Raw genomic sequence first — 15,738 nt, 5'->3', positions numbered from 1 at the left:
CTGAATGAAGCAACTTCAATGCTTCTTGCAGAACGAAAATTATTCGGTCAAATTTTATACGATGATTTATCTGCACAAATCGCAATCCCATTTGAATTGGATGCGGAAGGAATGGATAAGTTAATTCAAAAATTTGAGGATGCAGGGGTTAGTGTTGTTGATGCAAATGGTGAACCAACAAGTCATCAGTTGTCCGTTGAGAGTCAACGTGAAGCTGAAGTTGGAACTGTTGAAGATGATACTGCTTTATCATCCAATACAAAAATTAATGACTCCGTTCGTATGTATTTAAAAGAAATCGGACGAGTTCCACTTCTTAGTGCGGACGAAGAGGTTGCATTAGCTCTTCGAATTCAAGAAGGGGATACAGAAGCTAAACAAGAACTAGCGGAAGCCAACCTTCGTTTAGTAGTATCCATTGCAAAACGTTATGTAGGGCGTGGAATGCAGTTCTTGGATTTAATCCAAGAAGGAAATATGGGCTTAATGAAAGCTGTTGAGAAATTCGACCATACGAAAGGATTCAAGTTCTCAACTTACGCAACTTGGTGGATTCGTCAAGCAATCACACGTGCGATTGCAGACCAAGCACGTACAATTCGTATTCCAGTACATATGGTTGAAACAATCAATAAATTAGTACGTGTTCAAAGACAACTATTACAAGATTTAGGACGCGAACCTACACCGGAGGAAATCGGTGCAGAAATGGATTTACCAACTGAAAAAGTTCGTGAAATTCTAAAAATTGCTCAAGAACCAGTCTCTCTTGAAACGCCTATCGGGGAAGAGGACGATTCACATTTAGGGGATTTCATCGAAGACGATAACGCAACAAGCCCAGCTGATCATACAGCATACGCATTGTTGAAAGAGCAACTCGATGAAGTTCTTGAACAATTAACGGACCGTGAAGAAAACGTACTTCGCCTACGTTTTGGTCTTGATAAAAACGGTGAAATTCGTACATTAGAACAAGTAGGGCAAGTGTTTGGGGTAACTCGTGAACGTATTCGTCAAATTGAAGCGAAAGCATTACGTAAATTACGCCACCCAAGTCGTTCTAAACAATTGAAAGACTTCTTAGATTAAAAAATAGATAAAAGAAGCAGTCCTTAGGGATTGCTTCTTTTTTTGCAATTTTTATGAAAACTACTTTTTTTCACAAAAAAGGGTTTAAATCTAGTGAATTATTTGCTAAACTAACAAATGTTGTAATTGAGAATGATTATCAATTAGAAAAGAGAGAACATGAAAAGAGTTAGTTATTTAATTTTATTATTACTTATATTAAGCGTTATCTCACTCTCTGTTGGAGCATCTAGTTTCTCTTGGATGGAATTTTTTAACGGAGCAGAGAGCGCAACACAACTGTTTTGGGAATCAAGATTTCCTAGACTATTAAGTATTTTATTGTCAGCTTCTGCAATGAGTGTATCGGGTTTATTGATGCAGACGATTACTCAAAATGAGTTTGCTTCGCCAAGTACGATAGGGACTGTCGATGCCGCAAAACTTGGACTGATGATGAGTTTATTATTATTCCCATCGCCTGGTCTGTTAGAAAAAATGGCAACATCTTTTGTGTTTGCGATTGGCTTCTCGGCTCTTTTTGTCGCCTTACAGCATCATCTGTCTATAAAACAAAAATGGATGATTCCATTAATTGGTCTAATCTTTGGCGGAGTCATTGGAGCATGTACACAGTTTATTGCGTATCAATTTCAATTAGACCAAAGTCTATCGTCATGGATGCAAGGATCGTTTTCGATGATTCAAACAAATCAGTATGAATGGCTTTACTTATGTTTATTTGTTCTGGTCCTTAGTATTGTATTTGCCCATTATTATACAGTGGTCAGCATGGGGGAAGATATCAGTCGAAATCTTGGGGTTCCTGTTAAACAAATGGAGTCCTTAACATTAGTATTAATCGCATTAACAACGAGCGTAACAATGATTACAGTGGGCAGTTTACCGTTTATAGGTGTGATTGTTCCAAACATTGTACGCATGCGTTTTGGATCTCAGATGAAGGATTTAGTACCACTCACAATGTTGGTCGGAGCTTGCCTTGTATTGAGTTGTGACATTCTCGCGCGTATAGTGATTGCGCCTTACGAAATTTCCGTAAGTATCATCTTAAGTATTTTTGGGGCTGCACTCTTTATTTTCCAAGTGATTCGCCTGGAAAAGAGGGGAGGAGACCTATGAAAAAGAAAACACAAATCTTATTAGGAATCCTCTGTGTAATCATCGTCTTATTAATTGTGGCGTATTTACTAATTCCGACGAAGATTAGTACAAATGTTTCTAACTTTATTATGCAACGTCGCTTATTGAAACTACTTGTAATGGTGATTGTATCTTGCGCTATTCCGATTTCGACGATTAGCTTTCAAACGGTTGTTCAAAATCGTTTCTTAACACCTGGTGTTTTAGGGATTGAAAGTTTATTCGTTTTTATTCAAAGCGGTCTCTATTATTTTGAGAGTTTACTTGGAGTAAAAGTAGAACAATCCGTCATCATCTATGCCGTTACAATTGGAATTCAAATTATTTTACTGCTGCTCTTAATGAATGCGTCAAAAGGAATGATGCTATCGAACTTCAAAGTGTTATTGTTACTAACAATGGCGTTTTCGATGCTTTTTCGAAATGCAAGTACGTTCTTACAAGTATTAATGGATCCAAACGAGTTTGATAAATTACAAAGTTCGCTTTATCCATCTTTCCAAAAAATGAATGCACAACCAATGATGATTGGTGTAGCGATTGGATTATTCATCCTTTTAATGGTCATTTTCTATAAAATACGACATCAACTCGATGCTCTTCATTTAGGTGTTGATGGTGCAAAGATGTTAGGAATCGATACAAAACGACTCAGTAATATAGTGATTGTTATCGTGATTATTATGACAAGTTTATCAACGATTCTAGTAGGGCCACTTCAATTTTTAGGCTTTATGATTGCCAACTTAACCTACCAGTTAACAAAAGAATATAAGCATGGCATTTTATGGTTGTTTTCAGCTATTTTAGGCCTTGCGATTGTGATGGCTTCCCAATTAATTGTTGAGCGCGTATTCCAACTTACGATTCCGATTAGCGTGTTTATTGAAGGGATTGGTGGAGTTTTATATTTAGTCTTATTAGTGAAAGGAGAGAATCCTGGTGCAGCTTAAAGGTGTTACAAAAAAATATCGTCATCCTGTTGTTGACCATGTAGATTTAGAAGTCTCAAAACATCGACTGACTTCTTTTATTGGACCAAACGGCGCCGGGAAATCAACCCTTCTTGGGATGATGAGTCGACTTCTGCCGAAAGATGAAGGGTTTATATATATTAAAGGACAAGAAGTTGAGGCGTGGAATTCAACAGAATTAGCAAAAGAACTGGCCGTTTTAAAACAAAATCAGCAGGTACATGTCAGTATGACAGTAGAAGAATTTGTTCGTTTTGGTCGTTTCCCTTATACGAAAGGAAAAATTACCAAAGAGGACGAGCGTATTGTAGAAGAGGCGCTAGTGAATACAAATCTTACCTCTTTTAGAACACAGGACATTGGAACTTTATCTGGAGGGCAGTACCAACGAGCGCTCATTGCGATGGTTTTAGCTCAGGATACAGAATGGATTTTACTGGATGAACCATTAAATCATCTCGATTTAAAACAAGCGTATGAAGTAATGAATTTATTGCGATTCTTAGTCGACGAAAAAGAAAAATCGATTGTGATTGTGATGCATGATTTAAATATGGCAAGTAATTTTTCAGATGATATTGGTTGTTTTAAAAATGGAAACTGTATCATCCATGATACAGTCGATAAAGTGATGAAAGATGATGTGTTATCAGCTTTATATGAAATTCCACTAGAAGTGGTTGAAATGAATGGCAAAAAAATATGTATTATTAAGAATGGAGAATTAGAATGAAAAAAATTTTAGCTTTAATTAGTTTAGTAGCTGTATTGATTCTTGCAGCTTGCGGACAAACAACAAAAACAGATGGAGCTACGACTCAAACTCAAGCTGCTGCAGCAGAAGAAAAGAGTGAAGTGACTCTTACTAACGGGAAAGAAGACGTAACTGTTAAAACAAAACCAAAGAAAATTGTTGTATTTGATTTAGGAGTTGCCGATACAATTCGCGAACTTGGTTTTGTCCATAATATTGCAGGGATGCCTTTAAAAACTTTGCCTGCGTACTTAAAAGATTTACCATCAAGTATCCAACCAATAGGATCAATGGTGGAACCAGATATTGAGGCTATTGCTGCATTAGAACCCGATTTAATCATCGCTTCAGGTCGTACGATTAAATATTTAGACCAATTAAAAGAAATCGCACCAACTGTTATTATCTCAGTGGACCAAAAAGACTACTGGAATTCGGTGTCTAAAAACATCCGCTTGGTAGCATCACTATTTGGTAAAGAGGCTGAGACAAAAGCAGAGGAAGAAATTAAATCACTAGAAGCTTCGATTAAGAAAGTGGCTGATGTGAATGAGAAATCAACCAATAAAACATTGACTTTAATGCTTAACGAAGGGAAGATGTCCGCTTTTAGCGCAGATTCACGTTTTGCATTCCTTTATCAATCACTCAAATTCAAAGCAACTGATGCTAAGATTGAAGATAGTCGTCATGGACAAGAAATGAGTTTTGAAGGGATTAAAGAAATCAATCCTGATACTATTATTTTATTAAACAGAACTTTAGCAATTGGAGGAGATAACTCAAATGCAGACACAGTTCTAAATAATGCATTATTCAAAGAAACAAACGCTGTAAAGAATAACCGTGTCATCCAATTAACTTCTGACTTATGGTATCTCAGCGGTGGTGGATTACAATCTACTAAATTAATGATTGAAGATGTTCAAAAAGTACTCCAATAATGAAAGTAAACTATAACAGCTAGTTTAAGTTCAATAGAAAAGAGGTGTACCGCGATTGCGGTACACCTCTTAATTTATTTATTCTAAAGTATCTGCCTCAGTAACTCCTAGAATTACTGGAAGAATCATTGGATGACGTTCCGTTTTCTTAAATAAGAAAGGACCTAAAACGTCTGTGATTTTATTTCTGAGAGAACGTTCGTTTAGTACTTCTTCAGTGTCCAAAAGCAATTCTTCAATTTCATCACGAAGGATAGCTTGTGCTTCATTTAGAAGTTGACCAGACTCTTTCATGTAGATAAATCCACGAGAGAGCATATCTGGACCAGCCACTAGTTCACGGTTTTCATAGTCAACAGTAGCTACACAGATAACTAAACCGTCTTGAGAAAGTGTCTTACGATCTCGTAAAACAATGTTTCCGATATCACCAATTCCGTTACCATCAACGTAAACATCTCCGGCAAAGAAGTGACCAGCTCGGCGCGCTGAGTCAGCTGTGACTGCAAGAACATCACCATTGCTTAAGATAAATGAGTTTTCTTTTGGAATTCCCACTTGAGTTGCAAGGTTCGCTTGAATCTTCTGCATACGATATTCACCATGAACTGGAACGAAGTATTTAGGCTTCATTAAGCGAAGCATTAATTTTTGTTCTTCTTGAGAACCGTGACCAGATGTGTGAATATTGTTAACTTTACCGTGGATGACTTCAGCACCAGCTTCTGAAAGAAGGTTGATGACGCGGTTAACGCTTGAAGTGTTTCCAGGGATTGGTGAACTAGAGAAGATGACTGTATCTCCAGGTTGAATAGAGATTTGACGGTGAGTCCCGTTAGCGATACGGCTAAGGGCCGCCATTGGTTCCCCTTGAGAGCCTGTACATAAAATAATGACTTTCTCAGAAGGGTATTGATTGATTTCTCGTCCATCAATAAAAGTATCATCTGGCGCTTGAATATAGCCTAATTCTCTAGCAGTTCGGAAACTAGCTTCCATACTACGTCCGAATACAGCTAATTTACGTCCAGTTGCAACAGCAACATCTGTTACTTGTTTTAGACGAGAAACGTTTGAAGCGAATGTCGCAAAAATGATTCGTCCATCCACACGTTGGATAATTTCTTTAATTGATTTTCCAACAACTTGTTCAGATTGAGTAAATCCAGGAACTTCAGAGTTTGTACTGTCTCCTAAGAGAACAAGGACACCTTCTGAACCAATTTGTGCCATACGGTGAAGATTCGCTGGTTCTCCAACTGGAGTGAAGTCAAACTTATAGTCACCTGTAAACACGATATTTCCTGGAGGAGTCTTAATCACAATCCCAAATGCATCTGGAATAGAGTGGGTCGTGCGATAGAAACTCACTTGTGTTTTACGGAATTTAATCACGCTGTCTTCATCAATTTCGTGAAGAATCGCATCTCTTAAAAGTCCGTGTTCTTCTAATTTATTTCGAATTAAAGACATCGCAAGTTTCGTCGCATAAATAGGGATGTTCGCTTGCTTAATTAAGAAAGGAATCCCACCAATATGGTCTTCGTGTCCATGTGAAATAAATAGCCCTTTTACTTTATTAATATTTTGAACGATATAACTATAATCGGGTATCACGTAGTCGATTCCGAGTAAATCATCTTCAGGGAATTTAATACCGGCATCCAAAATGATAAGTTCATCTTGGAATTGAACGCCATAAGTGTTTTTACCGATTTCGCCTAAACCGCCAAAAGCAAATACGCCCGTTTCGTTGTTTTTAATATTTGGTTTCATTTTATTTGAACACCGTTAATTTAAATTCTGGGTTTTGTTTTTCGTAAGCTAGGTGTTTCTCATCTAGCTCTTGGATGAACTCTACGTTGTATTCAGTATTTTCATCAACAAGGCGGCGGGCTTCTACCTTGTCACTTGCTTCGATATACAAAGCTTCTGTGTTCTCACGACGTGGAGCCTCTGTTTTTGTTGGTTGGTAAGTAATTTTAAAAATCATGTATGTACTCCTTTAATTTTTTTCATAATGTTTCTATCATATTTTAGCATAGAATGCTTCTATTTTCATAGTTTTATAAGTCGAAAGAACATTCGTATAGCAATTTTTCTAATAATTGATTGGGAGTTGAAAGAGGAGAGCTCATTAGAGACTGTATGGTTTCTTCATACTTGAAATAAATCGTATTCCAATTTCTTTGTTTAGCACCAAAAATATCGTTTTTCAAATCATCGCCAATCATCCAAAATTTTGATGGAGAATTATTAGGAAATAATCTTTCAACATTTATAAAAGCTTCAGGTTCCGGTTTTTTAACCCCTGTATCTTCAGAAATGAAAATATTTTTTGAAGTAAACCATTTATATAAGTTTAGTGAATGAATTTTCTTTAATTGGTGGTCTGTTGGTCCATTGGTTAGAAGGACTAAGTTAGCTTTTGGTGATAGGTAATCAAAAAATGAAACCCATTCTTTATCTAATTGGATATGATCCATCATAAACTGGTATTCTTTTTTAAACGTCATCGTTTCTTGTGAGGAAGAGGGCAATTCTAAAGCTGTTAACGTATTTTGAACACGTGAGAAATGGTTTTCTTCTAATGAAATTTTTCCCTTTGAGAATAATTCAAAAGCTTCATCACTTTTCTCTTGGTAAACTTTATATGAACTTTCGTCAAATGAATGGTTAGGGTAGATTTCTTTTAAGGTATCCAAAAAAACTTTCTTTTTAGAATATAAAGTATCATCTAAATCAAACACCAAAATGGGTTTCTTATTCTCCAATGACAACGGCTCCTTTAGGAATATACATTGGCTGTGATTGGTTGATATGGTCATAGAACATAACACCATTTAAATGATCAATTTCATGTTGAACTACGATGGCTTCATAATCAGTTAAAGTACGAACAAATTCATCACCGTTGATATCTTGATATTTAACCGTAATCCGTTCTGGGCGAAGTACTATACCTGGAACTTCACGATTAACAGATAAGCATCCTTCTCCGTCTTTTAAACAAGCTTTTTTAACGGATTCTCTCATTATTCGAGGATTAATCCAGACTTCATCTAAAATCGCTTCTTCTTCCTCAAAACCAGGAACGAGTAAGGCAATCATTTGAATGGTTTTCCCGAGTTGAGGAGCTGCTAAACCAACTCCTGCGCGTAATGCGTATTTTTCAGCAATTTCTGGGTTTTGGCTGTTATGTAAAAAATCAAGCATCTCTTTAGCTAATTCTTGATGCTCTGGTGAAAGAGGGAAAGTAATTTTTTCTGCACGTTTTCTAAGAGCAGGATGTCCCTCTAGCACAATATCCTTCATAGTAATCATGGGTTGACTCCTTTATCTGTTTCATAAATCTGTCTATAAGTATAACATTTTTCCCTTTATAAACCAATGTATTCAGTAGGTTATTTTTTTTTTAATCTTGAAAATAGAATACTATAAAAGAACTGCAACATCTGTTACAATAGAAAGGAAATACATGAAAAGGAATGGATGCCATGGTTTTTTGGAAGAAACAATCAAAGAAAGAAGAAGTGACGGAAATTATTTCTTTAGATTCAAAAAATATCCCAAAACACATTGCCGTTATTATGGATGGAAATGGGCGTTGGGCGAAAAAACGTAATCTTCCTAGAATTGCAGGACATAAAGAGGGAATGAGCACTGTTAAAAGAATTGCTATTGCTGCTGACGATTTGGGCGTGAAAGCAATGACTTTATATGCTTTTAGTACTGAAAATTGGAAAAGACCAACTGAAGAAGTTAGTTTTTTAATGAAATTGCCCGGAGATTTTTTTGGAACATTCATGCCTGAACTCCAAGAGAGAAATATGAAGATTCAATTAATTGGGTTTATTGATGAATTACCTGAAGCAACAAAAAACATTGTTTTAAAGGCTGTAGAAGATACAAAAAATAATACTGGAATGGTTTTGACATTCGCTTTGAATTATGGTTCGCGTGCTGAAATTATTGAGGCGACTAAGGCAATATCTACGCTTGTAAAACAAGGTGAATTAGAAATCGAAAATATTGATGAGGCTGTTTTTGAATCGCATTTACAAACTCATTTTTTAGGAGACTTACAAAATCCTGACTTAATGATACGTACGAGTGGAGAAGTTAGATTAAGTAATTTTTTACTATGGCAATTGGCTTATAGTGAATATTATTTTACGGATATTTTTTGGCCTGATTTCTCTGAAGAAGATTTGCATAAAGCTATTCAAACATATCAGAGTAGACATCGACGTTATGGAGGACTTGCTTAGATGGGGAAAAGAGTTATTACTGCTTTAATCGCTTTGGGAATCTTTCTTCCGTTATTATATGAAGGTGGAATAGGCCTTCGAACACTATTTCTTTTATTATCTACTGTTGGGATTTATGAATTTTTCCAAATGAAAAAAATGAACATATTTTCTGTAGAAGGTGTATTAACTTTATTAGCAACATTGTCATTTTTATTTTCACAAAGACCGCTAGTAGCATTACCTAGAGGAATAGATTATTTCTTCATTTATTTCCTTATAGTCATGCTATTAATGACATTAACAGTATATAAAAGTGATCGATTCTCATTTGAAGATGCTGCTTTTTGCTCCCTCATTTCTCTATACGTTGGTGGAGGTTTTTCAGGGATTTTATTTGTAAGAAGTATTAGTTTCGGAATGGCAATTTTTGTGTTCTTAATCATTTGGGGGACAGACTCCTTTGCTTATATTTTTGGACGAAAATTTGGAAAACATAAATTAGCACCTGATATCAGTCCGAATAAAACAATTGAGGGTTCTATTGGAGGGGTGATTGGTTCTTTAGGATTAGGATTACTAGTTGTACCATTCTATAATCCAGTTAATTTTTCCGTTTTAGAGTTTGTTTTATTAATCGTTAGCTTATCAGTTTTTGGACAGTTGGGAGATTTAGTAGAGTCTGCATATAAGAGACAGTTTAATGTCAAGGATTCGGGAAAACTATTTCCTGGACATGGTGGAGTCTTAGATCGATTTGATTCTACATTTTTTGCAATGTTTATGTTCCAAATTATTTATAAATTCTTTGGAAATAATTAAGAGAGGTGAAAGAGTTGCAGGCAATTATTGCATTCTTGTTTGTTTTTAGTGTTATTGTTATAATTCACGAATTTGGTCACTATTATTTTGCTAAGAAAGCTGGAATTTTAGTTAGAGAATTTGCAATCGGAATGGGGCCAAAAATTTTTCAGGTTCGTAAAGGTGAAACGGTTTATACATTAAGATTATTGCCAATTGGTGGTTATGTTAGAATGGCAGGTCATGATGAGGATGAACAAGAAATTAAACCTGGAATGATGATTACTATTGAATTGGATAAAGAAAATATTGTTCAAAAACTAAACTTTGATGAACATTTAATCATTGAAAATTCAGTCCCTTTCCAAATAGAAGAAGCTGATTTGCATCGTTCAATGACTTTAAGTGGCTACTTTGTCAATTCAGAAGAAAAAGTAAATTTAACGGTTTCTAAGCAAGCAACAATCATTGAGAGTGATGGTACGGAGGTTGTTGTCGCACCGATTGAACGTCAATTTAACTCTGCCAGTTTATGGAATCGAATTAAAACGAATGCTGCAGGGCCAATGAATAATTTTATTTTATCCATCATCATTTTTATTATCGTAGGTTTTATGCAAGGTGGAGTACCTTCTAATGATCCTGTAATTGGCCAAGTTAGTGATCAATCAGCTGCTCATGAAGCGGGACTTCAAACATCGGATAAAATCATTTCGATTGACGGAGTAGATATTCACTCATGGGATGAAATGACTTCAATTGTTCGTTCAAGCGCGGATAAGACTCTTTCGATGACAATTCAAAGAAATGGTGATACAAAAAATGTCAGTATCACTCCAAAATCAGTTGAAGGTCAGAACGGAAGTAAAATAGGCCAACTAGGTGTAACTAGAACTTTAGATAATAGTATTTTATCGATTCTTGGATATGGATTTACGCAAACAATCAGTGTAATTGTGTTGGTATTGTCTGCATTAGGATCAATTTTTACTAAAGGTTTTAATTTAAATCAACTTGGTGGACCAGTGGCTATTTACAGTTTGACCTCACAGGTTGCTAAGAATGGTTTAATAGACTTACTTTCATTTATGGGAATGATTAGTGCTAATCTTGGAGTAATGAATCTTTTACCAATTCCTGCTTTAGATGGAGGAAAACTTGTTTTAAACTTTATCGAAGGAATAAGAAAGAAACCATTAGATCCTGAAAAAGAGGGCTATTTAACGATTGCAGGAGCTATCTTTCTTTTTGCATTAATGCTTCTTGTTACTTGGAATGATATTATGAAATTATTTAATTAACCTAAGAGTGTTTCTACATCCGTAGAACACTCTTCTTATGTAATAAAAGAGGAGGAAACAATGAGTCAATCACATAAAGATTTAATGAAAAAAGTAATTGAACAATTTGATATTGCTGATGTTAATGTTTTCTCACCGGATTTTGATGACGCTAAGTTATTACGAATTGACATTTCAAAATCAAATCAAAACTGGATTTTCCATATTCACAATCCAAATATTTTTCTCTTTGAAAAATTTCAATTGTTTACTGAATTATTGAGTAAAAATTACGAGCGCTTTGGTGGGGCAAAAACAATCATAACAACTGAAGAAAACGTGATTGTAAATGAAACTTTAATTCAGGATTACTGGGCTTATATACTTGATACTATAAAGGATGAATCATCCGTTTCTCATCAAATATTGTTAGGACAAACACCTAAGTTCGTAAATAATCAAATTCAAATTCATTGTCCGAATGAATTAACGAAAACTCACTTAGTCAAAAACTGTATTCCAAAGATTCAGCAAGCGTATATAGAAGTTGGGTTCCCAAAAATAGGAATTCACATCCAATTAGATGATGAAATGCATGAAAAAATGACGGAGCTTTTTGAGCAAAAGGAACAACAAATACAGGATGATTTTAATGAAGCTCAAAAGAACGCTCAAATGATGGCAAGTTCCACTCAAAAGAACAAACCTATGCCTACTAACTCCAAGCAGGAGGGAGTCATTTATGGAAAAATCATCAAATCTAATTCTGAAACGAGGGCCATTGCTGATATTTTTGAAGAAGAACGAAATGTAGTTATTGAAGGTAAAATTTTTGACATTGAACTTCGTAGAGGAAAAGCAAAAGGAAAGCTCTTCGGAAATATTAAACTAACAGATTATACTTCATCAATCAGCGCAACCTTATTCCCTTCGACACCTGAAGATGAAGCAGCATTAGAAGGATTAAAAAAAGGTTCCTGGGTAAAGGCATTTGGTAGTATAGAAGTTAATAAATATTCTCAAGAACTCGGTATGATTATTCGTGATATGAATTTAGTTAAGCACGAAGGAAGAAAGGATACTTTTGAAGGAGAAAAACGGGTTGAATTGCATATGCATACGAATATGTCTGTAATGGATGCAACGAATTCTCCAAGTGATTTAATAACTCAAGCTGCTAAATGGGGGCATAAGGCGATTGCGATTACGGATCACGCGAATTTACAAGCTTATCCTGAAGCTCATGGTGCAGGAAAGAAGAACGGAATTAAAATTCTTTATGGTTTAGAAGGAAATATTGTTGATGACCATGTGAATGTAGCATATCATCCTCAGCATATTTTATTAGAAGATGCGACTTATGTAGTCTTTGACGTTGAAACAACGGGACTTTCTGCAATTTATGATAGTATTATCGAATTAGCAGCCGTCAAAATGAAGAATGGAGTAGTGATTGATAAGTTCGAAGAATTTATTGATCCTGGTCATCCATTATCTGCAACGACAATTCAACTTACGGGGATTACTGACGATATGGTCAGAGGTTCTAAATCTGTTGAACAAGTGTTAAAAGAATTTCATGAGTTTTCTAAAGATTGTATCTTAGTTGCGCATAATGCTAGCTTTGATATGGGATTTTTAAATACAGGCTATGAGAATGTTGGAATTGAGCGAACTGAACAACCAGTTATCGATACTTTAGAATTATCTCGTATGCTTCATCCACAATTGAAATCGCACCGTTTAAATACACTTGCAAAACGCTATAATGTTGCATTGGAACAACACCACCGTGCCGTATATGATTCTGAAACAACGGGTTATTTATGTCATATTTTCCTAAAAGAGGCAGCAAACGACCATCAACTTTTATATCATGATGAATTAAATACAAATATTCATCCTGAAGAAGTATTTAAGAATGGCCGTCCTTTCCATGCAACGATTTTTGCAAAAGATCAAGCTGGATTAAAAGAATTATTCAAGGTAGTTTCTCAATCCAATATTCAGTATTATTACCGAGTTCCTCGAATTTTAAGAAGCATGCTTTCTAGTCGAAGAGATTCATTCTTACTAGGTTCGGGATGTGCTGAAGGTGAAGTTTTTGAAGCGATGATGCAAAAAGGGTATAACGAAGCGAAAGAAAAAGCGAAGTTTTATGATTACATCGAGATTATGCCAAAAGCTATTTATCGTCCTCTTATTAAAAAAGAATTAATTCGAAATGAACATCACTTAGAAGAAATTATCCAAAACTTAGTGAGATTAGGGGATGAACTTGGAAAACCAGTTGTGGCAACTGGGAATGTTCATTATTTAAATCCTGAAGATAAGATTTATAGAGAAATATTGTTAACTTCGGTTAATAATGGAGTTCCGCAAGAGTATCCTGATGCTCATTTAAGAACTACAGATGAAATGTTGAAAGAGTTCGCATTTCTTGGAGAAGATAAAGCTTATGAGGTGGTCGTTACAAATTCTAATTGGGTTAGCGAACAATTAGAGGAAATTACACCTGTAAAGGATGATTTATATACTCCAAAAATTGAAGGAGCAGAGGATGAGATAACTAAACTAAGTTATGATAAAGCCCATGAATGGTATGGAAACCCTCTTCCTAAAATTGTGGATGATCGTATTAAAAAAGAGCTAAAGAGTATTATTGGAAATGGTTTTTCGGTAATTTATTTAATTGCTCAAAAACTTGTATTAAAGAGTAATCAAGACGGTTATTTAGTCGGTTCACGTGGATCGGTAGGTTCATCCTTAGTAGCTACTTTAACTGGAATTACCGAAGTGAATCCGTTAGCACCCCACTATAGATGTCCACAGTGCCAATTATCAGAATTCTTTGATGATGGATCAGTCGGCTCAGGTTTTGACTTACCTGAAAAAAACTGTCCAAGATGTAATACGAGGATGGTGAAAGATGGACACGACATTCCGTTTGAAACCTTCCTAGGATTCTACGGAGATAAAGTTCCCGATATTGATTTAAACTTTAGTGGGGAATATCAGCCACAAGCCCATAACTATACAAAAGTATTATTCGGGGAAGATTACGTATATCGTGCAGGAACTATTAGTACGGTTGCTGATAAGACCGCATTTGGGTATGTAAAAGGATACGAAAGAGATTTAGGATTAGAATTCAGACAAGCTGAAGTTGAAAGACTTGCTAATGGTTGTACTGGCGTAAAAAGAAGTACAGGCCAACATCCTGGAGGGATTATTGTTATTCCGGATTACATGGATGTGTACGACTTTACACCAATTCAATATCCAGCTGATGATTTGAGTGCAGAGTGGAGAACAACTCACTTTGATTTTCACTCAATTCATGATAATGTGTTAAAACTTGATATTCTAGGACACGATGATCCAACCGTGATTCGTATGTTACAGGACCTATCAGGAATGGATCCAAAATCGATTCCACCTGATGATCCAGAAGTTATGAAAATCTTTGGTGGTACTGAAGTTTTAGGTGTTACACCCGAACAAATTGATTCGAATACGGGAACTCTTGGGATTCCAGAATTTGGTACAAAATTCGTTCGAGGGATGCTTGAACAGACAAAACCAAACACATTTACGGAGCTACTTCAAATCTCTGGTCTATCCCACGGTACGGATGTGTATCTTGGAAATGCGGAAGAATTAATTCGACTTCATAATATTCCACTTTCCGAAGTTATTGGATGTCGTGACGATATTATGGTGTACTTAATCCATAAAGGCGTTGAAGAAGGAATTGCATTCAAAATTATGGAAGGTGTTCGTAAAGGAAAAGGGATTCCTGATGACTTCCAGGCTATCATGAGAGAAAATAATGTACCTGAATGGTATATTCAATCTTGTTTAAAAATTAAGTATATGTTCCCGAAAGCCCATGCCGCTGCCTACGTTTTAATGGCATTACGTGTAGCTTGGTTTAAGGTTCATAAACCATTGTTATACTATTGCGCTTATTTCTCAGTGCGTGCACAAGATTTTGATATCGTTGCAATGTCTCAAGGAAAAGAGATGATTAAGAAACGAATTAAAGAAATTAGGGAAAAAGGAATGGAAGCTAGTGCGAAGGAACAAAACTTGTTAACGGTTCTTGAACTTGCTAACGAGATGGTAGAACGTGGATTCCACTTTAAGATGGTGGATGTTGATAAGTCTGAGGCAAGTAATTTTGTGATAGAAGGCGACTCTTTGATTGCTCCATTTAGAGCAATTCAAGGATTAGGACTGAACGTTGCGAATAAAATCGTTGAGGCTAGACAAGAACAACCTTTCTTATCTAAGAAAGATTTGGCTACACGAGGGAAAGTATCTAAGACTTTAATTGATTATATGACAGAAAATAAAGTCTTAGACCATCTGCCGGATGAAAACCAATTATCCTTATTTGATGATTTGTTCTAATATCAGAATAGTTGCGAAATTCGCAAATAATATGATATACTGAAACAGTAGAATAGTAGTTGAGAGGAGAGTGAGCGGAAACGC

General features: G+C 35.7%; 13 protein-coding genes. 9 read left to right on the top strand and 4 right to left on the bottom strand.

The window, feature by feature from the left end:
* Positions 1–18 precede the first annotated feature (18 nt).
* The 5 genes from rpoD (at position 19) to ADH99_RS00955 (ending at position 4,907) form a co-directional block, all read left to right on the top strand.
* A complete protein-coding gene (rpoD, locus tag ADH99_RS00975; RefSeq protein WP_049555508.1) occupies positions 19–1,092 on the top strand; it encodes an RNA polymerase sigma factor RpoD in 1,074 nt (357 codons plus the stop codon).
* Between the two features lie 159 nt (positions 1,093–1,251).
* Positions 1,252–2,214 (top strand): ABC transporter permease, encoded by a 963-nt coding sequence (locus tag ADH99_RS00970; protein WP_049555482.1) that lies wholly within the window; start codon positions 1,252–1,254, stop codon positions 2,212–2,214.
* Positions 2,211–3,188 (top strand): iron chelate uptake ABC transporter family permease subunit, encoded by a 978-nt coding sequence (locus ADH99_RS00965; protein ID WP_049555483.1) that lies wholly within the window; start codon positions 2,211–2,213, stop codon positions 3,186–3,188. The genes ADH99_RS00970 and ADH99_RS00965 overlap by 4 nt, the downstream gene beginning before the upstream one ends.
* On the top strand, positions 3,175–3,942 hold the full coding sequence (locus ADH99_RS00960; protein ID WP_414651665.1) for an ATP-binding cassette domain-containing protein: 768 nt from the start codon (positions 3,175–3,177) through the stop codon (positions 3,940–3,942). Before ADH99_RS00965 ends, ADH99_RS00960 begins: the two co-directional genes overlap by 14 nt.
* Positions 3,939–4,907: a siderophore ABC transporter substrate-binding protein gene (locus tag ADH99_RS00955; protein ID WP_049555485.1), complete on the top strand. Its 969-nt coding sequence runs from the start codon at positions 3,939–3,941 to the stop codon at positions 4,905–4,907. Before ADH99_RS00960 ends, ADH99_RS00955 begins: the two co-directional genes overlap by 4 nt.
* Before the next feature lie 78 nt (positions 4,908–4,985).
* On the opposite strand, the gene rnjA is transcribed toward ADH99_RS00955, so the two are convergent.
* The 4 genes from rnjA to def all read right to left on the bottom strand — a co-directional run bounded on the left by rnjA (position 4,986) and on the right by def (position 8,231).
* On the bottom strand, positions 4,986–6,683 hold the full coding sequence (rnjA, locus tag ADH99_RS00950) for a ribonuclease J1 (protein WP_005605575.1): 1,698 nt from the start codon (positions 6,681–6,683) through the stop codon (positions 4,986–4,988).
* Position 6,684: 1 nt separating this feature from the next.
* Positions 6,685–6,900 (bottom strand): DNA-directed RNA polymerase subunit epsilon, encoded by a 216-nt coding sequence (locus ADH99_RS00945; RefSeq protein WP_005605573.1) that lies wholly within the window; start codon positions 6,898–6,900, stop codon positions 6,685–6,687.
* A 73-nt stretch (positions 6,901–6,973) separates the two neighbouring features.
* Complete coding sequence (locus ADH99_RS00940) at positions 6,974–7,681, bottom strand: HAD family hydrolase (RefSeq protein WP_049555486.1); 708 nt, start codon at positions 7,679–7,681, stop codon at positions 6,974–6,976.
* On the bottom strand, positions 7,671–8,231 hold the full coding sequence (gene def, locus ADH99_RS00935; protein ID WP_049555487.1) for a peptide deformylase: 561 nt from the start codon (positions 8,229–8,231) through the stop codon (positions 7,671–7,673). The genes ADH99_RS00940 and def overlap by 11 nt, the downstream gene beginning before the upstream one ends.
* A 164-nt stretch (positions 8,232–8,395) precedes the next feature.
* On the opposite strand from def, the gene ADH99_RS00930 reads away from it, so the two are divergent.
* From ADH99_RS00930 to ADH99_RS00915, 4 genes are read left to right on the top strand one after another with little or no spacing between them, the layout of a single operon-like run.
* Positions 8,396–9,178 carry an isoprenyl transferase gene (locus tag ADH99_RS00930; protein WP_049555488.1) on the top strand — a complete coding sequence of 261 codons (783 nt, stop codon included), beginning with the start codon at positions 8,396–8,398 and terminating at the stop codon, positions 9,176–9,178.
* Positions 9,179–9,979, top strand: a complete 801-nt coding sequence (locus tag ADH99_RS00925) for a phosphatidate cytidylyltransferase (RefSeq protein ID WP_049555489.1) — start codon at positions 9,179–9,181, stop codon at positions 9,977–9,979.
* Between the two features lie 14 nt (positions 9,980–9,993).
* Complete coding sequence (rseP, locus tag ADH99_RS00920; protein WP_049555490.1) at positions 9,994–11,259, top strand: RIP metalloprotease RseP; 1,266 nt, start codon at positions 9,994–9,996, stop codon at positions 11,257–11,259.
* Between the two features lie 60 nt (positions 11,260–11,319).
* Positions 11,320–15,654, top strand: coding sequence for a PolC-type DNA polymerase III (locus ADH99_RS00915; protein ID WP_049555491.1), 4,335 nt, complete (start codon positions 11,320–11,322; stop codon positions 15,652–15,654).
* The last annotated feature ends 84 nt before the right edge of the window (positions 15,655–15,738 follow it).

The sequence above is a fragment of the Granulicatella sp. 572.rep1_STHE genome, assembly GCF_001073445.1.
Taxonomy (GTDB): domain Bacteria; phylum Bacillota; class Bacilli; order Lactobacillales; family Aerococcaceae; genus Granulicatella; species Granulicatella adiacens.
Note: the sequence above shows the minus strand (reverse complement) of the source record. Positions and strands in the feature narration are given on the sequence as shown.